The sequence below is a fragment of the Actinomadura meyerae genome, assembly GCF_900188445.1.
In the GTDB taxonomy this organism is placed as follows: Bacteria; Actinomycetota; Actinomycetes; order Streptosporangiales; family Streptosporangiaceae; genus Spirillospora; species Spirillospora meyerae.
On record NZ_FZOR01000028.1, the window covers coordinates 86983 to 110104 of the forward strand.

Below are 23122 nucleotides of genomic sequence, written 5' to 3' on the forward strand. Positions count from 1 at the left end.
AGGCGAACCGGGGCATCGGTTGAGAACGGGGTGACCGAGCAATCGAGCACTCCCCCCAAGCGAGGATCACCCTCATGGCCCACCACCATCCGCCGGACCCCGGCGGGGACGCCCCGGACGTTCCGGACGTTCCGGACGCCTCGGACGCGGCGGCGATCGTGCGCTCGCGGCACGATCCCGCCGCGTTCGCGGAGATCTTCCACCGGCACTTCGCCGCGATCCACGGCTACGCGGCGCGGCGGCTCGGCGCGGACGCGGCGGACGACGTCGCCGCCGAGACGTTCCTCGCCGCGTTCCGCAAGCGGGACCGGTTCGACCCGGAGCGCGGGACCGTCCGCCCCTGGCTGTTCGGCATCGCGACCCGGCTGATCGGATCGCACCGGCGCGCGGAGGGCCGCCGCTTCCGGGCGCTCGCGCGCACCCCGGCTGAGCACGCCCACGACGGCCACGAGGACCTCGTCACGTCCCGCGTCACCGCCGGCGGCGCGGGCACGGCCCTCGCCGGCGCGCTGGCCCGGCTGCCGCGCGGGGACCGGGACGTCCTGCTGCTGGTGGCGCTGGCCGACCTGTCCTACGAGGAGGTCGGGCAGGCGCTCGGCCTCAAGACCGGCACCGTGGCGTCCCGCCTGCACCGTGCCCGCCGCCGCCTGAGGGAGTCGCTCGGCGGAACCAACCCCGCGCTGATCGTTGAGGAGACGCCCGCATGAACATGAACGAGATGGACCGGGTCCGGGACCTGCTGAGCGAACCCCCGCCCCCGTCGGCGACGACCACGGCGAAGGCGCTGGCCCGGCTGGAGGACGAGATGGCGGGCCGCCCCGCCCGGACGGGACGGCGGCGGTCGCGGTTCGGCCTCGGCTGGCCCGCGGGGCTGGGAGCGGGGCTGGTCGCCGCCGGTGCCGCCGCGGCCGTCGCCGTCGCCCTCACCGGCCAGGGGACGCCGGCCACGCCGGACGCGCCCGGCGGCGTCGACCTCGACAAGCAGGCGGTGCTCGCCGCGGCCGCCAAGGTCGAACTGACCCCGACCGGCAAGTACTGGTACACCGACCGCATCGACGGGCAGTCGTACATCATCCGGGCGAAGACCGGCACGTACGCGATCGTCGGCGCGGCGAGCGAGTCGTTCAACTGGACCGGCATGAAGAAGGGCACCGGCGAGGCGTACTACGGGCGCGACCTGCCCGCCCGCCCGCTCACGGCACAGGACGAGGCGCTCTGGAAGAAGGCCGGGTCGCCGTCGGAGTTCCGGGTCTGGTCGAACGACCACTACTACACCTACGCCGCCAAGGCCACGAAGTGGCGGTCGGACGGCCCCGAGGTCGGCATCGAGCCGGACGGCGGCGGCGAGTTCCTTGGCAAGCCTGCCGAGGAGTGGCAGAACCTCCCGACCGACCCGGCCGCGCTCGCCGAGAAGTTCCTGAGCGCCGAGGAGGCGCGCCGGGCGATGGGGGCCCCCGCGGAGAAGGGCACCGGGAGGCCGACCGAGGCGCAGGCCGCCTCCGCCGGGATCTGGCGGACGTCGTCGATCCTCGGCGGCACCCCCGTCCCGCCGAAGGTCCGGGCGGGCCTGATGCGGGCGCTGGCGTCCCAGCCGGGCATCACGGCGATCGGCCGCGTCGCCGACCCGCTGGGCCGCGGCGGCGTCGCGCTCGCCGCCCCCGAGCGCACCGCGACGATCACCGGCGAGTACGGCGGCCCGAAGGCCGAGCGGGGCTCCTACGGCCACCGCCTGGTGATCGTCTTCGACGGGAAGACCGGCGGCGTGCTGGCCGTCCAGGACACGCTGACCAAGCCGGGCGGCCCGTACGCGGAGATGAAGCCGGGCTTCATCATCAACTACGTGGCCGTCCGGTCGTCCGGCTGGACCGACACGAAGCCGAAGCCGCCCGCGGAACTGCCGTTCTGATCCCTCCGACTGGGGGTGAGCGCTGCCGTTATCCCTTGGCGTGACCGCCCCCCCGCCGATGCCCTCCGCCCGCCGTCCGGGCGGAGGGCATCGTGTCAGGCGGTGAGGATCGTGTCAGGCGCTGAGGTCGGACGGGACGGTGCCGGTTTTGGTGAGGGGGAGGGCGAGGGCCGCGCGTTCGGTGAGCCAGGCGCTCGGACGGTAGCGGGGGTCGCCGGTGCTCCCGTGGAGGCCCCGCAGGATCCGCAGGACGCGGTCGGCGCCCTCGTGCTCGCCCCACTCCAGCGGGCCGCGCGGGTAGCCGAGGCCGAGGCGGACGGCGGTGTCGATGTCCCGCGGGCGGGCGAGGCGCTGCTCCGCGATCCCGCAGCCGACGTTGACGATCGAGGCGAGGAGCCGCTGCGCGACCGGGGCCGGGGCGTCGCGCACGACCGTGACGGGACGTCCCGTGGCGGCGAGCGCGGCGAGCGCGGCCCGGCCCGCGTCCTTGTCGAGGCCCGGGTGCACTGCCACGGTCAGCCGGGTGAAGAACTCGCCGAGCGGATCGACGCCCAGGGTCCGCTCTACGGGCAACCCCTGGGCGGCGGCGACCGTGCTCTGCCCGAGGGGCGCGACCAGGGCGACGGCCCTGTCGGACGGCTCGTCGCCTGACTCGACCTCCACCCCGGACGCGGTGAGCAACGCGCCGAGCCCGTCACGAACGTCTCCGTGCACCCAGACTGGGCACGGCTCCACCGCAGGGACGGTGACCTCCGGCGGCTCCTGCTTGGCGCCGTCCACGTACTTATAGAAGCCCTCGCCCGTCTTGCGGCCGTGCAGACCGGCCTCCAGGCGCGCCCGTCCGAGTCTGGACGGACGGAACCGCGGCTCGGTGTAGAAGCCCGTCCAGATGGACTCCATCACCGGGTGCGACACGTCCATCCCGGTGAGGTCGAGCAGCTCGCAGGGCCCCATCTTCAGGCCCAGGACGTCCCGCGCGATGCGGTCGATGTCGACGGGCTCGGCAACCCCTTCGGACAGGATCTGCAGGGCCTCCGTCACCAGGCCGCGTCCAGCGTGGTTGACGAGGAACCCCGGCGCGTCCGGCGCGAGCACGGGTTCGTGACCCAGGCGCCGCACGAGATCGGCGAGCGCGCCCGGGATCCAGTCCGCCGTACGCGCACCCGGGATGACCTCGACGAGACGCATCAGCGGCACCGGGTTGAAGAAGTGCAGACCCGCCACCCTGGACGGATCCTCCAGAGCCGCCGCGATCGCCGTGACGGGCAGCGAACTGGTGTTGGTCACCAGGACCGTGTGCTCCGGGCAGACCTTCTCCAGGGACGCGAACAGCTCGCGCTTGGTGTCCATGTCCTCCCGGACGGCCTCCACCACGAGGTCGCAGTCCTGGAACGGGGTGAGCGGCTCCCCGACCGGCCGGAGCCGCTCCTTGGCCGCCGCGGCCTCCTCGGCGGTCATCCGCCCCTTGCCGGCGAGCTTGTCGAACATGCCGCCGATGTACTCGGCCGCGCCGACCACGGCCTCCATGCGGATGTCGGCCAGCTCCACGGTCAGCCCGCCCGCCGCCGCGAGCTGCGCGATCCCGCGCCCCATCGCCCCGGTGCCGATCACGCGGATCGTCGTGACCCGCCGCGCCCAGTCCTCCACCGTCGCCTCCTCGCTCGTCCGCCTCCACCGCATCCGGCTACACCGCATCCGGCTTCCCCGCATTCAACCCTCCCGCGCCCGCGGGCCCGAACGCCGCCCTCACGGACGGAGGCCGTAGCCTGCCGGGTACCCGGTACCCCAGCCTGGAGGAGCCACCATGCGCGACGCGGTGATCTGCGAGCCGCTGCGGACCCCGATCGGCCGGTTCGGCGGGGCGCTGAAGGCCGTCCCGCCCGCGGAACTCGCCGCCACCGTCATCCGCGCCCTGGTCGAGCGCACCGGGCTGCCCGGCGACGCGATCGACGAGGTGATCCTCGGCAACTGCTACCCGACCGCCGACGCCCCCGCCATCGGCCGCGTCGCCGCGCTCGACGCGGGCCTGCCGATCTCGGTCGGCGGCTCGCAGGTCGACCGGCGGTGCGGGTCCGGGCTCCAGGCGGTGCTGGACGCGGCCATGCAGATCCAGACCGGCGTCAGCGACGTGGTCATCGCGGGCGGCGCCGAGAGCATGAGCAGCGCACCCTTCTATACGACGAGCGCGCGGTGGGGCGTGCGCGGGCCGTCCCTCGAACTGCACGACGCGCTCGCGCAGGGCCGCGTCACCGCCGGGGGCGTCAACCACCCGGTGCCCGGCGGCATGCTGGAGACCGCCGAGAACCTGCGCCGCGAGTACGGCATCGGGCGCGAGGAGCAGGACGAGCTGGCCGTCCGCTCCCACCGGCGCGCCGTCGCCGCCCAGCGGTCGGGAGTGTTCGCGGAGGAGATCGTCCCGGTGACCGTCGCGTCCCGGAAGGGGGACACGGTCGTCGACACCGACGAGCACCCGCGGCCCGACACCACGATGGAGAGCCTGGCGAAGCTGCGTCCCGTCCTCGGGAAGAAGGACGCCGAGGCCACCGTGACCGCCGGCAACGCCAGCGGCCAGAACGACGCGGCCGCCGCCTGCGTCGTCACCACCCCCGAGCGCGCCGCCGAGCTCGGGCTGCGGCCGCTCGTCCGGCTCGTCGCGTGGGGACGCGCCGGGGTGCCGCCGCGGACGATGGGCATCGGCCCCGTCCCCGCCACCGCGAAGGCCCTCGCCGCCGCCGGGCTCACCCTCGCCGACATCGACCTCATCGAGCTGAACGAGGCGTTCGCCGCGCAGGTCCTCGCCGTCACGCGCGAATGGGACCTGAAGGACGCCGACTGGGACCGCGTCAACGTGCACGGCTCCGGCATCTCCCTCGGCCACCCCGTCGGCGCGACCGGCGCCCGCATCCTCGCCACGCTCGCCCGCGAGATGCACCGCCGCGACGCCCGCTACGGCCTGGAGACGATGTGCATCGGCGGCGGCCAGGGCCTCGCCGCCGTCTTCGAACGCGTCTGATCCCCCGGCCCGCGCGGGCTAGGTCAGCGTCGGCGCGGCGCCGGGGGCGGCGAGCAGCACCAGCCCGAAGACGATCATCGCGGCGCCGACCGGCCGGCTCAGCGCCTCCCCGTGCCGCCAGACCTTCTCCGCGAGGATCACCGCGGCGACGACCCCCATCCAGACCAGGCTCATGACCCCCGCGGCGAGCAGCACGGCCATCAGCGCCCAGCAGCAGCCGAGGCAGAAGGCCCCGTGGTGCAGGCCCGCGATCACCGCGCCGCGGGGCCCGGCCGCGATCCGCTCGCCGTGCCGGACGACGACGGCGAGGGGCGAGCGGCACAGCCGCAGGCACGCCCGTTTCAGCGGGCTGAGCTGGTAGGCGCCCGCGAACAGCAGCACCACGGCGCCCGCCCGCACGGCGACCGCCGCGTCGCCCGCCGCCGCCAGCGGCTGGAGGACCAGGAACAGCCCGTATGCCGCCACCCCGGCCGCTCCCCACACGGCCAGGTAGCCCGCCGCGAGCAAATAGGCGGTCGTCGCCCGCCCGCCGCGCCGCCGCATCATCCGGTCGATCCGGACGATCACCGGCGCCACCGCGGGCAGCATCATCGCGGCCATCATCACCAGCCAGGTGCCGAGGAACAGGCCGGCGCCGACGGACGGCTCCATCGGCATGCCCGCCATCCCGTCCCCGGAGCGCTCGGCGCCGCCGGTCAGGATCCCGGCCTCCATGTCGGGCATGGCCAGCCAGTGGACCGCCAGCCAGGCGAGGGCGGCCAGCGCGAGGAGGACGAGGACGAACACGCCTTCCCGAAGCCGCCCGCGGGCACCGGGCGCGGCACCGGTCGGGGAATGGGGCGCGGGCTCGGCCGCGGGTGTGCGCCGTCGCGCCGGGCCGTGGCCGAAGTGGCGCGGATGAGTCAGCATCGCCGGCCCCCTCAGTCGGGTCCGCTCCAGTCGAACGGGATGTGCTTGCTGGAACGGCCGTCCCACTCCCAGGTGAACCCGTAGGCGTCGACCCGGTCAGTAAGGGCGCGGCCCCAGGTGGCGACCTGGCCGGGACCGGTCTCCGCACCCGGCGGGTTGAGCGTCTGCACGCGCGCGCCCTCGGGCGTCGTGGGCCCGGTCAGCGCCTCGGCCCGCGCCACGACCCGGCCGGGCACCTCCGCGCTCCAGGTGGCGAGGTCGTCGTCGACCGAGATCGCGACGGGCGAGAACTCGATGCCGCGCACCTCGGGGGCGAGCATCCCCACCAACTGGGCCGGCCATCCGCCGGCCTCCCCGCCGAAGATCTTCCCGAGCGCCGCGCGCTGCGCGTCGTCGGCGCGCTCGTCCAGGAAGACGGCCGCGTAGGCGTCGGAGTGCTCGCCCCACACGTTCCCCACGAACGAGCCGAGCATCAGGACGTTGAGGCCGTCGAGCACGACGTCTCCGTACCGTCCTTCACGGATGCGCCACGCCAGCACGCCGTCGCAGTCGCCGTACGAGGGGGGCTGCGCGAAGGTGCACGGGCACGGGACGTCGCATTTGCAGACGTCGAACCAGTCGCCGGTGACGTGCCAGCGCGGTATCTCGGTGGTCTCGGTCATGATCCCCCCTTGGATCGGGACCGGACGCACCCTCCCCACAATCCTCACGCAACGCCTGATCAGCGGCCAGGCAGCGGAGGTAAAACCTGGGACCCGCCGGGGCGGCGGTGTCAGGCGCGGCGGTGTCAGGCGCGGCCGGGGGGCGTCCAGGACGGGTCGCGGCCGGTCATGGAGATGAGCCGGTCGAGACCCGACGCGCCGTCCCGCATCGGCACGGCGGGGCCGAAGAGGCCGGGGACGCCCTTGCCGCCGCTCTGCTCGACGGTCGGGGAGACGAAGGCGAGGCACGACTCGATCTCCTCCGCGCCGGCCTCGTAGGGCTGGCCGCTGGCGCACGCGATGTCCCAGCCGTGGACGACCAGCTCGTTCATCGCGACGTTTCCGGCGTCCGCGCCCGGCATCGTGATCCCGCCCGCCTCGGTCATGCCGCTCCAGGCGGCGGGGGAGCGCCAGGCGGCGGCGAGCGCGTCGAGCCGCTCGGGGATGCGGGCCCGCCAGTCCGGAGGAAGGTCCGGCGCGTCGGACGGCGGCTGCGACCCGCCCTCCGGGAAGTTCTTCTCGGCGGCCCGGGTGAAGGCGAGGACCAGCCCGTCCACGTGCCCGATCAGGGCGCCGAGCGTGGTGCCCTCGCACGGCGTCGGGGCGGTGAGCTGGGAGTCGCGGACGCCGGCGAGCAGCCGGGCCATCCGTCGGGTGGCGGGTGTGAGGTCTGGCGTGGCGGTCATGAAGGCTCCGTTCGGCATACCGGTGGTTGGGAATCGCCCTGGACGGACGGCCCGTACTGGTATGGACTCGGGAACCCGCCGATACTCATCGGCGCACGGGATCTCTAAGGTGGACGGGCGGCACGGCCGCGGGTCGTGACGCTTCCGGGCGCCGGGAAGGGGCCGGGAGCGTCCTGACCAGCGCAGGTGACGCATAAGCTACTACCGAGTAGTATTCGGGCCCCGGGTGAAGAGCAGTCTGTCGCGAGCCCTACGCTGACTGCCAGCACCCGTACCCCAGGAGGACGGAACAGTGTTCTGGATCACGTTGGTCATCGGGCTCGCCGGTACGGCGGTCGCTTTGGCGCTCGCCGCGCGGCGGGTGCTGTTCCTGTACACCATCGCCAAGAGCGGGCAGCCCGACCCTGAGCGGACGCTGCAGCTCAAGCGGGAGCCGAAGAAGGCCGTCGAAGGCCAGGCGGTGGAGGTCCTGGGGCAGCGCAAGCTGCTGAAGTGGACCGTGGCCGGCGCCGCGCACTTCGCGGTCATGTGGGCGTTCTTCCTGCTCGCGACGGTCTACCTGGAGGCGGCCGTCCAGCTGCTGTTCGGGCTGGAGGCGCACATCCCGGGCCTGCAGACCTGGGGGCCGATCGGGTTCGTGCAGGACACCATCGCGCTGGCGTGCCTCGCCGGCCTGATCGTGTTCACCGCGATCCGGGTGAAGAACTCGCCGAAGCGGATCGGCCGCAAGTCGCGGTTCAAGGGCTCGCACCTGTCCGGCGCGTGGATCACGCTGTTCATGATCTTCAACGTGATCTGGACGATGTTCTTCTTCCGGGGCGTCGAGGTCGCGCGCGACAACTTCGGCTACGGCAAGGCCGGGTACTTCTCCTACCTGGTCGGGCAGCTGTTCGGCGACGGCATCAGCGACGGCACCCTGGAGGTGCTGGAGTCGGTCGGCCTGCTGCTGCACATCGGCGTCGCGCTGGTCTTCCTGGTGTTCGTCGTCCACTCCAAGCACCTGCACATCTTCCTGGCCCCGCTGAACGTCATGTTCAAGCGGCAGCCGGACGGCCTGGGCGCCGCGCAGCCGATGATGTCGGGCGGCAAGCCGCTCGACTTCGAGGAGGCCGACCCCGACGAGGACGTCTTCGGCCGCGGCAAGATCGAGGACTTCACCTGGAAGGGCTTCCTCGACATGGCGACCTGCACCGAGTGCGGTCGCTGCCAGTCCCAGTGCCCCGCCTGGAACACCGGCAAGCCGCTGTCGCCGAAGATGGTCATCCTGGAGCTGCGCGACCACGCGCTGGCCAAGGCCCCCTACTTCACCGCCTCCGAGGAGCAGCGGGAGAAGTTCACCGACGAGCAGAAGCTCGCCATGGAGGTCGACAAGGCGCTCGTCGGCGACGACGGCGTCATCCACCCCGACGTGCTGTGGTCGTGCACCAACTGCGGCGCCTGCGTGGAGCAGTGCCCGGTCGACATCGAGCACATCGACCACATCCTGGACATGCGCCGCTTCCAGGTCATGATCGAGTCCTCGTTCCCCTCCGAGGCCGGCGTGATGCTGAAGAACCTGGAGAACAAGGGCAACCCGTGGGGCATGTCGGAGATGAAGCGCCTCGAGTGGATCGAGGAGCTGGACTTCGAGGTCGAGGTCGTCGACGACAAGGTCTCCGAGGACACCGAGTACCTGTTCTGGGTCGGCTGCGCCGGCGCGCTGGAGGACCGGGCCAAGAAGACCACCAAGGCCGTCGCCGAGCTGCTGCACATCGCGGGCGTGAAGTTCGCGGTGCTCGGGCCGATGGAGGCGTGCACCGGTGACCCGGCCCGCCGCCTGGGCATGGAGTTCGTCTTCCAGATGCTCGGCCAGCAGAACGTGGAGACCCTCAACGACGCGGGGGTGAAGAAGATCGTGGCGACCTGCCCGCACTGCTTCAACACCCTGGCCAACGAGTACCCGCAGATCGGCGGGAACTACGAGGTCGTCCACCACACCCAGCTGCTGGCGCACCTGGTCGAGTCGGGCAAGCTCACCCCGGTCACCCCGATCGAGGAGAACATCACCTACCACGACCCCTGCTTCCTGGGCCGCCACAACAAGGTCTACAAGCAGCCGCGCGACATCATGGCGACCGTCCCGGGCGTCAAGACCCAGGAGATGCACCGGCACAAGGACCGCGGCTTCTGCTGCGGCGCCGGCGGCGCGCGGATGTGGATGGAAGAGCGCATCGGCAAGCGCATCAACACCGAGCGCGTGGACGAGGCCCTGGAGACCAACCCCGACACCGTCTCCACCGCCTGCCCGTTCTGCCTGGTGATGCTCGGCGACGCCATCAACGAGAAGAAGAACGAGGGCGCCGCCAAGGAGTCGCTGGAGGTCGTCGACGTCTCCCAGCTCCTCATCCGCTCCATCAAGGGCGACGACGGCGGCAGGGCCGCCGAGGAGAAGGAGCCCGTCGCCGCCGAGTAGGGCGCGCGCACGAAGCACCGGGAAGGACCCCGGGCCCCGCAGGGCTCGGGGTCCTTCCCGTCTTCGGGGTCAGGGGCCGGGGGCGGGCTCCACGGGCGAGGACGGCGCCGGCTCTGGGGAGGCGGCGTCCCGCGCCCCGGCCGCGCCGGCCGCGTCGGCGGCGTTCGGGACGGCGATGAGCATGTCGCGCAGGGCGTGCACCACCTGGTAGGGGAGGATGTCCCGGGTCGCGAGGTCGTCCACCGAGACCAGCGGGCCGTGCGCCGCCCGCGCCAGCACGATCAGCTTCGCGTGGTGCGGGTCCACGCCGGGCAGCGCGGCGAGCAGGTGCTCGGGCGCCGAGTTCACGTCGACCAGACCGCCGTCGTCGAACGTCCGGGGCCGGTCGGGGCGCCCGATGCCGAGAGCGCGGGCGATCGCCGGGTGGTGCGCGGCCAGCGACCTGGCCTGCTCCCTGCGGACCCGCCGCTCGACCAGCCGGACGTCCCGCATGGGCGCGCCGCCCGGGTACGCGTACGGGTCGACCGTGAGGATCACCATGTGGACGGCGCCGCCGAACATCGTGATGAGCATCGCGAGGAAGATCGGGCCGTCCCACGGGGTCGGCTCCTCCGCGTTGGTGCTCATGATGCAGATGAAGGCGAGACCGGACAGCGCCAGGTAGCCGGTCGCCGTCAGCGCCAGTGCGCGGCTGCGCCGCCGCGCCGCGTAGTAGGCGACCAGGGCGAAGGTCACCATACCGAAGGTGACCACCGGCAGGGCCGCGAGGACGGTCCGCAGCGGCCAGGGCATCCGCCGTACGGGCGGCGGCGCCCAGAAGGCGTGCGCCGCCCCGAGATGGTGGCCGGGGGCGGCGCCGAGGGCGGCATGCGCGTCGGCGTGCGGTAAGTGCGGGGGAGGGTCCGCGACCGGCACGGACGGGATCACCTCCAGCGCGGGCGGCGGAGGGGAGGCGAGCGGCGGATCGGGCGGGACGAAGGCCGGCGCGATCACGTCGCCGCGCGCCGCGCCAGAACGCGCCGATTCGGAGGTAGCCCGTTCGGAACGAGCCGGTTCGTCGCGCGTCGGCTGCTCGCCGGCGGCGGCAGGGGCCGGGGCGGCCAGGGAGGGGTCGGAGCGCAGGATGCCGAGATGCAGGTTCTGGAGGCGCTCGCCGGGCTCGACTCCGAACTCGGCCGCGAAGAAGTCGCGCGCGTCCCGGTAGGCGGCGAGGGCCTCGGCCTGCCGGCCGCACCGGTAGAGCGCCAGCATCAGCAGGTACCGGAACCCCTCCCGGAGCGGGAACTCGGCGACCAGCCGGAGCAGCTCGGGGACGAGCCGGGCGTGCTCCCCCGCCTCCAGCCCGGCCTCGGCGCACGCCTCCAGCGCCGCCGCGCGCGTCTCCTCCAGGCGGTCGCGCGTCGCCTCGAAGTACGGGCCGTTCAGGTCGGCGAGCGCCGGGCCCCGCCACATCGCGAGCGCCTCGCGCAGCATCGCCTCGGCCCCGGCCGCGTCGCCCTCGTCCCGCACGGACCGGGCCGCCTTCACGCGGTCCTGGAAGACCTCGGCGTCCAGGCCGTCCGGCGGGACGTGCAGCGCGTATCCGGCGCCGGTCAGCACGAGCAGCCGTCCCGGAGCGCGCGGCGAACGGTAGGGCTCCAGCACGCGGCGCAATCCGGCCACGTACTTCTGCACGACGTTCGCGCCGTTGTCGGGAGGCTCGTCCCCCCACACCGCGCGCACGATCGACGCCGTCGGTACCGGCCGTCCGGGCGCGAGCAGCAGGACGGCGAGGACCGCGCGCTGCTTGCCCGGCCCGAGGTCGAGTTCCCGCCCGTCCCGCCACGCGGACGTCCGGCCGAGGATCTCGAAGCGCAGTGACGGTGCCTCGTCCGGCAGCGCGACCACCTCCACTCACCCGCCCGGGGCGCGCCGCGGCAGCCGTTCGGCAGCCCGGACGCAGTGACCGCAGCATAACGACAGTGATCCGGCATGCGCCTCGAACAGGCTCGTTGTGGACATCGGGGGCGATGTCCCACGAAGCGTGTGAGAGAGAGGGGGCCAGGGATGTCGCATCACCGACTGCGGGCCGGCCGGATGTCGGCCGTGCTCGTCCTGGCGATCGCGTCCGGAACGGCGGCCTGCGGGCCGGCGGAGGAGACCGGCACGACGGAGAAGGCGGCGGCGACGGCGAAGAGCTCCACGGCGACCGGCGCCGCCACCGGTCCCGCGGCGGCGCCGGCCAACGGGGTGGAGAAGCTGCCGGCGGCCGAGGTCCTGCGCCGCGCCCGCAAGGCGACGAACGGCGCGCGCTCGCTGCGCATCCGCGGGCAGGTCGAGGACGGCACCGACAAGTTCACGCTCGACTTCCGCTACGAGGGCAAGTCGAAGTCGACCGGATGGTTCCAGCAGGGGCGCGAGCGCGTCGAGATCACGAGGATCGGCAAGGTCGTCTACCTCAAGGGGAACGACGCGTTCTGGAAGTCGATGGGCGGCAAGGGCGCGATGCAGCTGTTCTCCGGCAAGTACCTCAAGACGACCAGCGCCACCGACGGCTACAAGGACCTGGCGGCCTTCACCTACCGCACGGCCGTGCTCAACGAGGCCGTGAAGTCCGCGGGCCCCTGGCGGACGGGCAAGACCGGGACGGTCGGCGGAACGCCCGCGGTGACGCTCGGCACCGCCTCGACCGAGGACGAGATCCACGTGGCGACGCGGGGGGAGCCGTACGTGCTGGCGCTGACGTCCGGCCCGGAGAACCGCATCGAGTACATCGACTACGGGAAGCCGGTGACCGTCCAGCGCCCGCCCGCCGGGAGCGTCGTCGACGCGAACGCGTTCGACTGACCGGCGACCACCGAACGGCCGTCCGCCCGGCGGCGCCCGGGGCCGCGGGTGCCCGCCGGGCGGACGGCGCCTCGCCCGCCCGAGCGCGGGCGAGGTTCTGATCGCGGGGGGCTTGGTAAGACACGGGAATGGCCGTGCTCGTGTCCGTCCTCGCGTTCGTGATGACGCTCGCCGGGGGCCTCGCCGCGATGCGGGTACGGGACCGGCGGCACCTCGTCCTCGGCCTGGCCGGCGGGCTGATGCTCGGCGTCGTCGCCTTCGACCTGATCCCCGAGTCGCTGGAGATGACGCGGCACCGCCCGCTCGGCGTCCCCGCCCCGATGATCGGCTTCGCGGCCGGGTTCGTCCTGCTGCACGTCGTCGAGCAGGCCGTCGCGATCCACCGCGCCCACGAAGAGGAGTACGCGCCGCACGCGCACGCCGGCCACGGCGCGGGTGCGGCGGGCGCCGGAGCGGGCGGGCTGCTCGCGGCGTCCGCGCTGGTCCTGCACAGCCTGGTGGACGGCCTCAGCATCGGCCTCGGCTTCCAGTCCGGCACCGACGTCGGGATCTTCGTGGCGCTCGCCGTGGTCACGCACGACTTCGCGGACGGCTTCAACACCTTCACCGCGGCCTCGCTGCACCGCGCCGACCGCCGTCCCGCCGTCCTGCTGCTGCTGGCGGACGCCGCCGCGCCCATCGCCGGTGCCGCGCTCGGCATGCTCGCGACCGTCCCCGACGCGGTCCTCGGCCCCTACCTCGGGACTTTCGGCGGTGTCCTGCTGTACCTGGCCGCCGCCGAGATCCTGCCGGAGGCGCACAGCGTCCACCCGCGCGTCATGACGCTCTGCGCCACCGGCGCCGGGCTCGTCGCCGTCCTGCTCATCGCGGGCCTCGCCGGGTGACCCCGGCCGGTGCCCGCGCGGACGGCGAAGGGCCGCCCGGCCATGCCGGACGGCCCTTCCACCCGCTACCGGGTCAGCTCGTCAGCGACGTCGCGTAGCTCTGGTTCGTCTTGAGCCACTCGTCGACGGCCTGCTCGGGCTTGCCCTTGTACTTGTTCTCCATGAGGTCCTCAAGGGACCCCAGCTGCTTGTCGTCCATCTTGAACTTCTTCAGCCAGCCGGAGACCTCCGGCTGGTCGCTGCCGAAGTCCTTGCGGGCGACGGTGAAGATGGTGTCCGGCTGGCCCATCGCGCCCTTCGGGTCCTTCAGGTCGCGGATGGGGTACTTCGCGTACGCCCAGTGGGGACGCCACAGCGTGACGACGATGTCCTTCTTGGCGCTGACGGCCTTGTCCAGCTCGGTCAGCATCGCCGCCGTCGAGGACGTCGTCACCTTGAACTCGTCCTGCAGGCCGTACGCGGGCAGCATCTTCTCCTGCGAGACCCGGTACAGGCCGGAGCTCTTCTCGATGCCGACGATCTTGCCGCCGTACTGGCCGCCCTTGCCCTTCAGGTCCTCCAGCGACTGGAGCGGCGAGTACTCCGGAACCGCGATGGTCAGCGGCGCCGAGTCGTACCAGCTGCCGACCTTCTCCAGCTTGTCGCCGTACTGCTTCCAGTAGTCCTCGTGGGTGCCGGGAAGCCAGGAGTCCAGGAAGAGGTCGACGTCGCCCTTCGACATGCCCGCGTACAGGGGGCCGGTGTCGAGCGTCTTCACGTCGACCTTGTAGCCCTTGTCGGTGAGCAGGCGCTTCCACAGTGCGGTCGCGGCCTCGCCCTCGGCCCAGCCCGAGACCACGCCGATGGTGATGTTCTTGTCGTTCTCACCCCCACCCGAATCCGAGTCGCCGCACGCGGCGGAGGTCAGCCCCAGCGTCAGCGTCAACGCCGCGACCGTCAGACCCTTCAACTTGAAACGCATGCCCATCCCTTCGTTGGCTTGCATGGTGTGGGGGGAGCGGCGCCCCGCGGCCGGACGGGCCGGACCGGCCGGAGGCGCAGGCCATGGTTCAGACCGGGTCGGCCACGCGGCGGCGCCACAGGCCGCGCATCAGGCTCGGCCCCTCGCCGAGGGCGCCGGTGAGGCGGTCCAGGTAGATGGCCAGGATGACGACCGCGATGCCGCCCTCGAAGCCCTTCGCGACGTCCACCCGGTTGATGCCCTCCAGCACCTCGCCGCCGAGGCCGCCCGCGCCGACCATCCCCGCGATGACGACCATCGACAGCGACAGCATGATCAGCTGGTTGACGCCCGCCATGATGGACGGCATGGCCAGCGGGATCTGGATCCGGGTCAGGATCCGGTTCGGCGGCGTGCCGAACGCCTCGCCCGCCTCCACCATCTCCGGGTCGACGCCGCGGATGCCGAGCTCGGTCAGCCGCACCCCCGGCGGCATCGCGAAGATCACCGTCGCGACCACGCCGGGCACGGAGCCGATGCTGAAGAAGAAGATCGCCGGGATCAGGTAGACGAACGCCGGCATCGTCTGCATGAAGTCGAGGACGGGCCGCACGATCCGGCTCACCACGTCGCTGCGCGCCGCCGCGATGCCGATCGGGATCGACAGCACCGTGGCGACCACCGCCGACACCAGCACCAGGGCCAGCGAGTCCATCGACGCCTCCCACAGCTCCATGCTGTCGACCAGCGCGAAGCCGAGGACCGTGAACACCGCGAGCCGCCAGCCGCTGACGACCAGCGCGATGACGGCCAGCACCAGCGTCAGGCCGAGCGGCGGCAGGACCGTCAGGACGTCCGTGAGGGCGTCCACCGACGACTCGATCGCCGTGCCGATCCCGTCGAACAGCCACCCCAGGTTGTCGGTGCACCAGTTCACCAGGCTGTCGAACCACTCGCCGACCGGGGTCCGGGGCAGCGCGATCAGGTCACTCACCGTCGCCGCCCTCCTTCGCCAGCGCGAGTTCGGGCTCGGCCTGGACCGCCTCGTGCGAGTTGATCGCGCCGAGCGCCGCCAGCAGCGTCACCCGCGGGATGACGCCGAGCAGCGTCCCCTCCTCGTCCGCGACCGGCACCGGCAGGTCGCTCTCCGCGCACCGCGTGAACAGGTCGGCGACGGGGGTGTCCGGCGGCACCGGGTCCAGATCCTCGGGGTCGAGCAGGCCGTCCAGCGTCTGGACGTTCTCCTGCACCGCGTCCGCGATCCGCGCGGCGCGCACCTTCCCGACGAGCCTGCGGTCGCGCCCGACCACGAACGCCGCCGACGTCTGGTGCTCGCGCATCGTCCGCAGCGCCGTCCGCGGCCCGGTCGACGCCAGCACCGTCACCAGCGGCTTCTCCATGACCGACGACGCCGTCAGCACCCTGGCACGATCCACGTCGGCGACGAACTGCGCGACGTAGTCGTTCGCCGGGTCCGTCAGGATCTCCTCGGCCGTGCCGATCTGCACGATCCGGCCCTCCCGCATCACCGCGATGCGGTCGCCGATGCGCATGGCCTCGTTCAGGTCGTGGGTGATGAAGACGATCGTCTTGCCGAACCGGCCCTGCAGATCGAGCAGCAGGTCCTGGACCTCCCGCCGGATGAGCGGGTCCAGGGCGCTGAACGCCTCGTCCATCAAGATGATGTCGGTGCCCGCCGTGAGCGCCCTCGCGAGCCCCACGCGCTGCTTCATACCGCCCGACAACTGACCGGGAAGCTTGTCCTCCCAGCCTTCGAGACCCACCAGTCCCAGGAACTCCCGGGCCTTCTTCTCGCGTTCTTCCTTAGCGACACCGCGGACCTCGAGCCCGTACGCCGCATTGGCGAGAACCGTCCTGTGGGGGAACAGCGCGAAGTGCTGGAAGACCATACTGATCTTGTTCTGCCGGAGCGCCCGCAGCGCCTTCGGCGACATCTTCGCGATGTCCTGGCCGTCGATCTCGACGCTCCCCGAGGTGACGCCGAGCAACCCGTTCAGCGTCCGGATGAGGGTGGACTTCCCCGACCCCGACAGGCCCATGACCACGAAGATCTCGCCCTGCCGGACCTCGAACGAGGCGTCCACCACGGCCGGGGTGACCCCGAGCTCGCGGACCGCCTTGAGATCGGCGCCCGCCTTGAGTTTCCGCTGTGCCTCAGCCGTCCTGCGACCAAAGAGCTTGGTGACGCTTTCCGCGCGGAGTACTGACACGATCTCCTTCCGGGTTCCCGCGTCCGTGCGCGGAAACGGCTCGCTCAATCCGTCCAGACGCCCGGACGCGACGAGCCTCAGGCAAAGAGACTGTCAACCAGACGCCAAAGCTGTGCGTCGCCTGAAACTACCCGCCCAGAGAACATGTTTCATCTTTTGGTGACTTCCGTCACGTTGAGGTCACAAAAGGGCTACACCTTGGTCTGGTGAAAGTTGAGATACGACCGCGACGGCGTCGGTCCCCGCTGGTCCTGGTACCGCGACCCGTACTTCGCCGACCCGTAGGGGTACTCCGCCGGCGAGCTCGTCCGGAACAGGCACATCTGCCCGATCTTCATCCCCGGCCACAACTTGATCGGCAGCGTCGCCACGTTCGACAGCTCCAGCGTCACGTGCCCGGCGAACCCCGGATCGATCCACCCCGCCGTCGAGTGCGTCAGCAGCCCGAGCCGCCCCAGGCTCGACTTCCCCTCCAGCCGCGCCGCCAGGTCGTCGGGCAGCCCGAACACCTCGTACGTCGACGCGAGCACGAACTCCCCGGGATGCAGCACGAACGCCTCGTCGGGCTCGACGTCCACCAGCCGCGTCAGATCCGGCTGCTCCACAGCGGGATCGATGTGCGGGTACTTGTGGTTCTCGAACACCCGGAAGTACCGGTCCAGCCGCACGTCCACACTGGACGGCTGGACCATGCCGGGCTCGTACGGGTCGATCTTCACCCGTCCAGACTCGAGCTCGGCCCTGATGTCGCGATCGGAGAGCAGCACGCTGAAAAGCTATCCCACCCCACACCCACACCGGCGATCCGGTACAGTATCCACAGCATGGACGGCCCTCACGGGCCCCACGCGGGTGTAGTTCAATGGTAGAACTTCAGCTTCCCAAGCTGACAGCGCGGGTTCGATTCCCGTCACCCGCTCGCAGCGCAAAGGCCCAGGCCAGGGACAAGATCCCCGGACCTGGGCCATGATCGTTTCTAGGGCGCGATCAACGACGGGCCATCAGCGGGCCATTAGGCCACTGGCACCAGCGTCCCATGCGCTCCACCGCCGTCCTCCTCGTCGCCCTGGTCGTGGTCCTCCCGGACGAGGGCATCACGGCCATCGCGGATCATCCGGTCACCCTTGGCCGACCGGTGTTGGTAGCGCAGCGCCGCCCGCTCGTTGTCGTGACCCGTGCGTGCCATCAGGTTCTTGGTCGAGACGCCCATGTCGGCCGCAAGTTGGTTGCCAGTGTGCCGAAGGTCATGGAAGTGCAGGTTCGGGACGCCGAGCGCCTCCACCACGTGCCGCCAGTGGGTGACCTTGTTGAACCCGCTACGCCGAAGGGGTCCGCCCTTGAGCCCGGTGAAGACCAGGGCGTCAGCCTTCCTTCGTGTACTTGTTCATATGCGCCGTCAGGTGCGGGATGATCGCGGCCGGTATGGTGACCGTCCGCACCCCCGCCTTGGACTTGGGCGGCCCCAGCAGCATCTGACCATTGGCTCGTTCGACGTAGGCGTGACGGATCCGGACAGTACGCGCGGGCAGGTCGATGTCACAGCGGCGCAGGGCCGTGATCTCGCCCCAGCGCAGGCTGGTGAAGGTTCAAGAAGGATGAACGCGTGCAGCCGGCCAGCCTTGGCTCGCGACGTGCACCGCCCCCGGCGTTGTCGAGCGGGCCGCGCGGCAGGCGCACGGTGCTCCACCGACTGCCAACCGCGCGGCCGTCAAGGCCATGGCCACCCGTCGGGATGCGTAATGGCCATGGCCAGCTCCTGTACCGACACCGCTTCAACCAGGCGCCATCCGTCCCTACTGCGGACCAGCGCCCAATACGTCCGGGTGTACGGCCCCACCCAGCACAGGACGCCGAAGTCTTTGGCGATATCCTCCAGGGCCGCGCCGGCGTCCATCAGGACCCGTCCGTCTCCCCGGACGAGCCCGCGGCCGAGATCCAACGGTCCAGCGCTGTCGTCACGCGCGACACGGCCAACTCGATATCCGCGCACGGTGCGAGCAGTTCGCGGGTGCTGGACCGGTACCACCAGCCGCCGTCCCCGGCTGCAACGGTGATGCTGTTGCCCTGGCACGGCGCATCGGGGAAGAAGACCCGCAGTATGGGCCGGGTGTCGGCGTACCGGCGGTCCACCGTCCAGGCCCGTCGCGGCAGTGTCCGCGCGAGCCGGTTGAGGTGCCGCAGTGCGGTGAACGGCCGAGGCAGCGCGACGAGTGCATCCGGGGGGATAAGCACCCGCCGCGCTGCCTCAGCCTTCCCCAGGGCCGTCCCACCCAGCGCGGGGACGACCCCATCCGGTGATGGCGGCGGGGTCCACGCCACCATCACCAGGCCCTTTTCATCACCGGACGGCCCGCGCGCTGCCGCTCCTGCTTCAGCGCCTCCCGCAGGGACGCCGGGTCGGAGCGGATCACGGTCGGCTCGACGCCGGCGGCCGGGTCGCGCAGGGTGGCGACCCAGTCGCCCAAACGCCCGTCCCAGCGCCGCGCCCGCCAGATCCGGTGACCGGTGAACTCTTCCCGGAGCTGCCGCAGCGTCGGGTCCTCACTCTGCGCACGCGTTTCCATGGCAGGTTTCCTCACTCTGAGTCCTTCACCTCAGGCCGCCCCGCTCTCACGGGTCGGACAGGTCGATTCAGCCCCGTGAACCCGAGCCGTGATCTGCCGCGTTCGTGCGTGGAGTTCATCGAGTTCCGCAGTGATCCCGGCGAGTTCCGCGAGCAGGAGCTGAGGCTCTTCCTCGGTCAGTCCGACCGCCTTCTTCCTGGTCATCGATCGCCGTGCAGGGGGAATGCGGACGACGGCGGCCCGCCGGTCACCAGTCATCGCGCGTCCTCCGATCCGGTGAACCGGTCGAGCCGGTTGCGCAGCTCAGCCGCGCTCTGCCCGTACAAGGCACCCCACCCGCACCGCTTGGCGACCCAGCGGCCCGAGCACTCACGCGCGATCGACCAGCCGGGGAAGTCGGCTTGCAAGCCGTTCAGCAGCCGTTTGATCAGCGTCGACGTTCCACTACGGGCGAGGCCGTTCACGACGTCACCACCTCGGCGCCGCCCGGACGGACCTGCTCGGCGATCCGCCGAGCCGCTCCTGGCATGTCGTTGACCGGGTGCTGGCGCCCGTCCTGGTCCCAGGAGAAGTACCGCCCGGAGTAGCCGACGAAGACCCAGACGATGACGCCGCCCCCGTCGGTGAAGACGGCTAGGCCGGCGAGGTCGTCACGGACCTCGGATCGAATTTCGTATTAGGTCAACTCGGCTCGCAGCCCCGCCAACAACTCGATCTCAGGAGTGGTGTCGGTGTTCACGTTTCTAAGGTGGCCGGGAGGCACGTCTCGTCGCATTACCGCCTGTATCGCATCCAGGACGGATCATTCTCGTCTTGTCTCGTTTGATGCTCGTCTGTGTTACGTTTCTGCCGTCGGAAGGTTGGTGATGGCGAATCCCCCCGTACGGCTGAAAGTGCTCCTCCGAGAGAAGCACTGGCAGACGCACCAGACGTTTTGTGGCGAATACGACAAAGCGGCAAGGGGTATTGACCCCGGCCTTGTCGGGAGTTGGCCCAGCCGAGCACAGTTGCACCGCTGGCTCAGCGGTGAACTGAAGGGGCTTCCGTACCCGCATCACTGCCGCGTGTTGGAGAAGATGCTCCCCGGATGGACGGCGGAACAGCTCTTCGAGCCGTGCCCGCCGGAGGAGTCCAACCAGCCGCAGAGCGACCCGGACGAGCCCGTTGCCCCCGACGTCGCCGAGCTGCTCACCACCCTTGAACACCACATCGACACCCCTCAGACCTGCGAGATCAGTTGGGGGACGACCACCCGCACGATCCCCGCCGCCAAGGCCCGGCTCGCAGCCGTCAGAGCAGTCGCCAGCGACCACGCCCAGGACCTCGGCCGCAGGCTCCTCCAACTTCAGTGCGACCGCCGCCTGAACGACGCCGACATCACCGAACTGGCCGGCCTTTCCGGCCACGTCGTCGAGCTGGCGAAGACCATCGGTCTAGAGATTGCCGAGGACGGCGCCGCGCGCTTGGAATACCGCTTCGACCTAATGAACCTCAGTGATACGCCTCAGGCGCGCATGTCGCGTGAAGTGTGGTTCGAGCACACCACCGGCCCACTGTCCATCAAGCCGGTCCCCGACATTGACCGGCGCATCGCCATCCAGCGGATCCACGACACGACAAACCTCGCCAAGTTCGCCTTCCAGATCTCCCCGCCACTACGGCCGGGGGAGTGGGCCCGCGTCGGCTATGTCTGCGAGGGCGGCAAGTTCGACCTGAACCACTACTGGCGCGAGGCGATGCCTCGCTACTGCCGCCGGTACGAGATCAGCGTCCGGCAACGCCGTGTCGACCTCGGCGGGTGCACCGCGACCGAGGAGCACCCGGACGGTTCGGAGAATTCCGCCACGGATAGCCTCGTCTGGGACATCGAGGACCAGGATGCCGTCATGTCGTTGACTCGTGACCACCTGCGTCCGAACCAGTACGTGACGCTGCGCTGGGAGCCGATCCGTGAACCTGCGTGACGAGATCGAATCGACCCTACGAGCCTGGCACGCCTACGAGACCGGCCGCGGATCAGCCGCCGTCATCGACTTCGATTGCGCCCCCACCACCACGGCCCCCGAACCGGCCAGCAGCCGCCTGGCCATCCACCGGCGCCTCACCGACCTCCACACCCGCGCCACCGAGACCGGAGCCGCCCGCCTCACCGCCCGTCTCAACGCCGACTTGGCATACCTGGGCGCTCTCCTCGGCGAGCACCCACCGCTCACTGACTACGTCCGGGCGACCCAGGGATGCCCGGCCGCCGGATGGCAGGACGGCTACATCACCCACCGAGGCGACCAGGCCCGCCAAGCCCTGACCGCCCTAGGCATCCAGTGGGGCTCCGACACCGCACGCGACCTCAACGCCATCGAAGGCCCCATCGAAACCGACGAGGCCCCCGACGCGATCCGCCAGGCCGCCGCCGACTACGAACAAGCAGTCCGCCAGGCCACCGGCAGCACCGCCGCGTTCAACCTCACCATCGAGACCACCGAGGTAGACGCCTACTGGGCGTACTGGCTGGATGGCGCCGGCGACAAGGTCCGCCTACGCCTCAACCTCCGCCGCGCCAGCTTCACCAAGGTCGCCGCCCGCCAATTCGCCCTACACGAGGTACTCGGCCACGGCCTCCAAGGCGCGAGCTGGTCAGCCCGAGCAGCAGCCGAAGACGTCCCCTGGGTACGCCTGATGTCGGTACACGCCACCCAACAAGTCCTCCTCGAAGGACTCGCCCAGGCCCTACCCCTCTTCATCACCCCAGACGACGAGCTACTTGTCACCCGCACCAAGTTCGACCACTACAACCAACTAGTGCGCGCCGAACTGCACATCGCGCTCAACCAGGGCGCGACCATCGCCGAGCTGGCCGACCACGCCCGCTTCCGCATGCCCTGGATCAAGGACGCCGCCATAGCCGACCTCCTCACCGACCGAGGAGCCAACCCACAACTACGCTCCTACCTCTGGGCCTACCCCGCAGGCATTGACTGGTTCGCCAACCTCGCCGACGCCGACAAGCCCACCAGGACCACCGTCCTACAGGCCGCCTACCGCGACCCGCTCACCCCGAACGACCTAGAGACTCTCTGGCCAGCAGGCCCCACCATCGGCGGCCAAGGCACCTAAGACCTAGGGTCAGCCAGCAGCCCAACCGCCGGATGAGAACTTTCTTTACGTCTTCAAGGGCGCCCGCTACGCGGCTGCCGGCGGCCGCCCGCCCCAGCGCGCCGGGCATGCGGCCTGTCCCGTCCGGTCCCGTCGCGCCGGGGCGTTCACCGCCAGCGTATGTTTGCGCCGATCAAGGATCCTCCGGAAGCCTTCCTTGCTGCCTAGCAAAGCCAGCAATCAAGTTATTGATCTGCTTATGGGGGATACGCATCTCTTCCGTGCGCGGTTCAGGAATTCGCATGCCAGCAAAAGGAGCGTCATGTGGGTGATGGAAAACGGCTTTCCTGGCATTGTGTAGCGTATAGCTATTTAGTTGCTTCGCTATCGCTGTGGTTCCTGGCAAAAAGCCATCTTCTGCTTTGTCTCCGAGTCCTCCCATGCACAGCCCAACACGACGACTTAGGGGAATAAAGAGCTGCATGGCAGTCCCTAGGCCCGTTCCGAGTCCCATTTCACGGTTCATTGGGTCTGGGATGAGAACAAGCGGAGTATCGGATGTTCCGAGCGCCTTGCGTTGGAAGGTTGCCAGCACCCAGGGCTGTCGAAAGAAAACTAGATTGATGGACCCTTCGAACATGTCCACAATGTTGCTTAGGTGCAAATGACGGTCGACCTTGAAGGTGTCGGCACTAGCGAGCATCCTCGCTCTCAGGCCTTCAATTTCGTCATCCGTAGTATCGGGTCCAAGACCTAGGCGCTCCCGTACTTGTTGGGTTGTGAAGGTTCCAACTTCTAGTTTGGCTATCGAGCGATATATCTCAATGCCGTTAAATTAAGCTGCTGGGCAGATCAATCGGATCGTGGCCGGCGAGTCGTGGGTGATGTTCTCGTCCGTCTCACGTTTAACTCGGTAT

General features: G+C 70.6%; 21 protein-coding genes, 1 tRNA gene and 1 pseudogene. 9 read left to right on the forward strand and 14 right to left on the reverse strand.

Features of this window, described 5'->3' with window-relative positions; all coding sequences use genetic code 11:
- Window positions 1–74 precede the first annotated feature (74 nt).
- Both CHF16_RS25915 and CHF16_RS25920 read left to right on the forward strand, forming a co-directional pair.
- Window positions 75–707 (forward strand): RNA polymerase sigma factor, encoded by a 633-nt coding sequence (locus CHF16_RS25915; protein ID WP_089328742.1) that lies wholly within the window; start codon window positions 75–77, stop codon window positions 705–707.
- The gene (locus CHF16_RS25920) at window positions 704–1906 is read left to right on the forward strand and encodes a hypothetical protein (RefSeq protein ID WP_089328743.1); all 1203 of its coding nucleotides are present in this window, start codon (window positions 704–706) and stop codon (window positions 1904–1906) included. Before CHF16_RS25915 ends, CHF16_RS25920 begins: the two co-directional genes overlap by 4 nt.
- A 114-nt stretch (window positions 1907–2020) precedes the next feature.
- Here the strand turns inward: CHF16_RS25920 and CHF16_RS25925 are convergent, their stop codons facing one another.
- Window positions 2021–3586: a 3-hydroxyacyl-CoA dehydrogenase gene (locus CHF16_RS25925; protein ID WP_245869228.1), complete on the reverse strand. Its 1566-nt coding sequence runs from the start codon at window positions 3584–3586 to the stop codon at window positions 2021–2023.
- 124 nt (window positions 3587–3710) lie between these two features.
- On the opposite strand from CHF16_RS25925, the gene CHF16_RS25930 reads away from it, so the two are divergent.
- Window positions 3711–4919 (forward strand): acetyl-CoA C-acetyltransferase, encoded by a 1209-nt coding sequence (locus CHF16_RS25930; protein ID WP_089328744.1) that lies wholly within the window; start codon window positions 3711–3713, stop codon window positions 4917–4919.
- A gap of 18 nt (window positions 4920–4937) precedes the next feature.
- On the opposite strand, the gene CHF16_RS25935 is transcribed toward CHF16_RS25930, so the two are convergent.
- From CHF16_RS25935 to CHF16_RS25945, 3 genes are all read right to left on the reverse strand, one after another.
- Window positions 4938–5705 carry a DUF2182 domain-containing protein gene (locus tag CHF16_RS25935; protein WP_179271700.1) on the reverse strand — a complete coding sequence of 256 codons (768 nt, stop codon included), beginning with the start codon at window positions 5703–5705 and terminating at the stop codon, window positions 4938–4940.
- A gap of 134 nt (window positions 5706–5839) precedes the next feature.
- Complete coding sequence (locus tag CHF16_RS25940) at window positions 5840–6490, reverse strand: DUF1326 domain-containing protein (RefSeq protein WP_089328746.1); 651 nt, start codon at window positions 6488–6490, stop codon at window positions 5840–5842.
- Window positions 6491–6615: 125 nt separating this feature from the next.
- Complete coding sequence (locus CHF16_RS25945) at window positions 6616–7215, reverse strand: TIGR03086 family metal-binding protein (RefSeq protein WP_089328747.1); 600 nt, start codon at window positions 7213–7215, stop codon at window positions 6616–6618.
- Between the two features lie 292 nt (window positions 7216–7507).
- Here CHF16_RS25945 and CHF16_RS25950 point away from each other — a divergent pair, with 292 nt between their 5' ends.
- Entirely contained in the window at window positions 7508–9667 is a 2160-nt protein-coding gene (locus CHF16_RS25950) for a (Fe-S)-binding protein (protein ID WP_089328748.1), read from the forward strand.
- Between the two features lie 69 nt (window positions 9668–9736).
- Here the strand turns inward: CHF16_RS25950 and CHF16_RS25955 are convergent, their stop codons facing one another.
- Entirely contained in the window at window positions 9737–11560 is a 1824-nt protein-coding gene (locus tag CHF16_RS25955) for an AfsR/SARP family transcriptional regulator (protein WP_089328749.1), read from the reverse strand.
- A gap of 153 nt (window positions 11561–11713) precedes the next feature.
- Between CHF16_RS25955 and CHF16_RS25960 the strand changes: the two genes are divergently transcribed.
- Both CHF16_RS25960 and CHF16_RS25965 read left to right on the forward strand, forming a co-directional pair.
- Complete coding sequence (locus CHF16_RS25960) at window positions 11714–12493, forward strand: hypothetical protein (RefSeq protein ID WP_089328750.1); 780 nt, start codon at window positions 11714–11716, stop codon at window positions 12491–12493.
- 128 nt (window positions 12494–12621) lie between these two features.
- The gene (locus CHF16_RS25965; RefSeq protein ID WP_089328751.1) at window positions 12622–13377 is read left to right on the forward strand and encodes a ZIP family metal transporter; all 756 of its coding nucleotides are present in this window, start codon (window positions 12622–12624) and stop codon (window positions 13375–13377) included.
- Between the two features lie 73 nt (window positions 13378–13450).
- On the opposite strand, the gene CHF16_RS25970 is transcribed toward CHF16_RS25965, so the two are convergent.
- The 4 genes and pseudogenes from CHF16_RS25970 to dcd form a co-directional block, all read right to left on the reverse strand.
- Window positions 13451–14338, reverse strand: a complete 888-nt coding sequence (locus CHF16_RS25970) for a glycine betaine ABC transporter substrate-binding protein (protein ID WP_089328772.1) — start codon at window positions 14336–14338, stop codon at window positions 13451–13453.
- Window positions 14339–14426: 88 nt separating this feature from the next.
- Window positions 14427–15143, reverse strand: a pseudogene (locus CHF16_RS25975) (ABC transporter permease); the annotation flags it as partial.
- Window positions 15144–15303: 160 nt separating this feature from the next.
- On the reverse strand, window positions 15304–16548 hold the full coding sequence (locus CHF16_RS25980) for a quaternary amine ABC transporter ATP-binding protein (protein WP_089328752.1): 1245 nt from the start codon (window positions 16546–16548) through the stop codon (window positions 15304–15306).
- A gap of 191 nt (window positions 16549–16739) precedes the next feature.
- The gene (gene dcd / locus CHF16_RS25985; RefSeq protein WP_089328753.1) at window positions 16740–17315 is read right to left on the reverse strand and encodes a dCTP deaminase; all 576 of its coding nucleotides are present in this window, start codon (window positions 17313–17315) and stop codon (window positions 16740–16742) included.
- 81 nt (window positions 17316–17396) lie between these two features.
- On the opposite strand from dcd, the gene CHF16_RS25990 reads away from it, so the two are divergent.
- A tRNA-Gly gene (locus tag CHF16_RS25990) sits at window positions 17397–17467 on the forward strand.
- Between the two features lie 93 nt (window positions 17468–17560).
- Here CHF16_RS25990 and CHF16_RS25995 read toward each other — a convergent pair.
- The 4 genes from CHF16_RS25995 to CHF16_RS26015 all read right to left on the reverse strand — a co-directional run bounded on the left by CHF16_RS25995 (window position 17561) and on the right by CHF16_RS26015 (window position 19576).
- Window positions 17561–17905: a tyrosine-type recombinase/integrase gene (locus tag CHF16_RS25995; RefSeq protein WP_089328754.1), complete on the reverse strand. Its 345-nt coding sequence runs from the start codon at window positions 17903–17905 to the stop codon at window positions 17561–17563.
- A gap of 536 nt (window positions 17906–18441) precedes the next feature.
- Window positions 18442–18870 carry a hypothetical protein gene (locus tag CHF16_RS26005; RefSeq protein WP_143228117.1) on the reverse strand — a complete coding sequence of 143 codons (429 nt, stop codon included), beginning with the start codon at window positions 18868–18870 and terminating at the stop codon, window positions 18442–18444.
- A complete protein-coding gene (locus CHF16_RS26010) occupies window positions 18870–19112 on the reverse strand; it encodes a hypothetical protein (protein WP_089328757.1) in 243 nt (80 codons plus the stop codon). Before CHF16_RS26010 ends, CHF16_RS26005 begins: the two co-directional genes overlap by 1 nt.
- Before the next feature lie 254 nt (window positions 19113–19366).
- Window positions 19367–19576: a hypothetical protein gene (locus CHF16_RS26015; protein WP_089328758.1), complete on the reverse strand. Its 210-nt coding sequence runs from the start codon at window positions 19574–19576 to the stop codon at window positions 19367–19369.
- Between the two features lie 402 nt (window positions 19577–19978).
- Here CHF16_RS26015 and CHF16_RS26020 point away from each other — a divergent pair, with 402 nt between their 5' ends.
- Together CHF16_RS26020 and CHF16_RS26025 are read left to right on the forward strand one after the other, a co-directional pair.
- Window positions 19979–21076 carry a hypothetical protein gene (locus tag CHF16_RS26020; RefSeq protein WP_143228118.1) on the forward strand — a complete coding sequence of 366 codons (1098 nt, stop codon included), beginning with the start codon at window positions 19979–19981 and terminating at the stop codon, window positions 21074–21076.
- Window positions 21063–22226, forward strand: a complete 1164-nt coding sequence (locus CHF16_RS26025) for a hypothetical protein (protein ID WP_089328760.1) — start codon at window positions 21063–21065, stop codon at window positions 22224–22226. Before CHF16_RS26020 ends, CHF16_RS26025 begins: the two co-directional genes overlap by 14 nt.
- A 172-nt stretch (window positions 22227–22398) precedes the next feature.
- On the opposite strand, the gene CHF16_RS26030 is transcribed toward CHF16_RS26025, so the two are convergent.
- On the reverse strand, window positions 22399–22908 hold the full coding sequence (locus CHF16_RS26030) for a DUF4238 domain-containing protein (protein WP_089328761.1): 510 nt from the start codon (window positions 22906–22908) through the stop codon (window positions 22399–22401).
- Window positions 22909–23122 lie beyond the last annotated feature (214 nt).

What these genes read in the sequence shown, in the direction of transcription:
- CHF16_RS25940 (WP_089328746.1), bottom strand. Translation starts at nt 6,490, where the DNA reads ATGACCGAGACCACCGAGATACCGCGCTGGCACGTCACCGGCGACTGG.
- CHF16_RS26020 (WP_143228118.1), top strand. Translation starts at nt 19,979, where the DNA reads ATGGCGAATCCCCCCGTACGGCTGAAAGTGCTCCTCCGAGAGAAGCAC.
- CHF16_RS25960 (WP_089328750.1), top strand. Translation starts at nt 11,714, where the DNA reads ATGTCGCATCACCGACTGCGGGCCGGCCGGATGTCGGCCGTGCTCGTC.
- CHF16_RS26010 (WP_089328757.1), bottom strand. Translation starts at nt 19,112, where the DNA reads ATGGAAACGCGTGCGCAGAGTGAGGACCCGACGCTGCGGCAGCTCCGG.
- CHF16_RS26005 (WP_143228117.1), bottom strand. Translation starts at nt 18,870, where the DNA reads ATGGTGGCGTGGACCCCGCCGCCATCACCGGATGGGGTCGTCCCCGCG.
- CHF16_RS25920 (WP_089328743.1), top strand. Translation starts at nt 704, where the DNA reads ATGAACATGAACGAGATGGACCGGGTCCGGGACCTGCTGAGCGAACCC.
- CHF16_RS25965 (WP_089328751.1), top strand. Translation starts at nt 12,622, where the DNA reads ATGGCCGTGCTCGTGTCCGTCCTCGCGTTCGTGATGACGCTCGCCGGG.
- CHF16_RS25945 (WP_089328747.1), bottom strand. Translation starts at nt 7,215, where the DNA reads ATGACCGCCACGCCAGACCTCACACCCGCCACCCGACGGATGGCCCGG.
- CHF16_RS25970 (WP_089328772.1), bottom strand. Translation starts at nt 14,338, where the DNA reads ATGCGTTTCAAGTTGAAGGGTCTGACGGTCGCGGCGTTGACGCTGACG.
- CHF16_RS25925 (WP_245869228.1), bottom strand. Translation starts at nt 3,586, where the DNA reads ATGCGGTGGAGGCGGACGAGCGAGGAGGCGACGGTGGAGGACTGGGCG.
- CHF16_RS26030 (WP_089328761.1), bottom strand. Translation starts at nt 22,908, where the DNA reads ATGCTCGCTAGTGCCGACACCTTCAAGGTCGACCGTCATTTGCACCTA.
- CHF16_RS25915 (WP_089328742.1), top strand. Translation starts at nt 75, where the DNA reads ATGGCCCACCACCATCCGCCGGACCCCGGCGGGGACGCCCCGGACGTT.
- CHF16_RS25930 (WP_089328744.1), top strand. Translation starts at nt 3,711, where the DNA reads ATGCGCGACGCGGTGATCTGCGAGCCGCTGCGGACCCCGATCGGCCGG.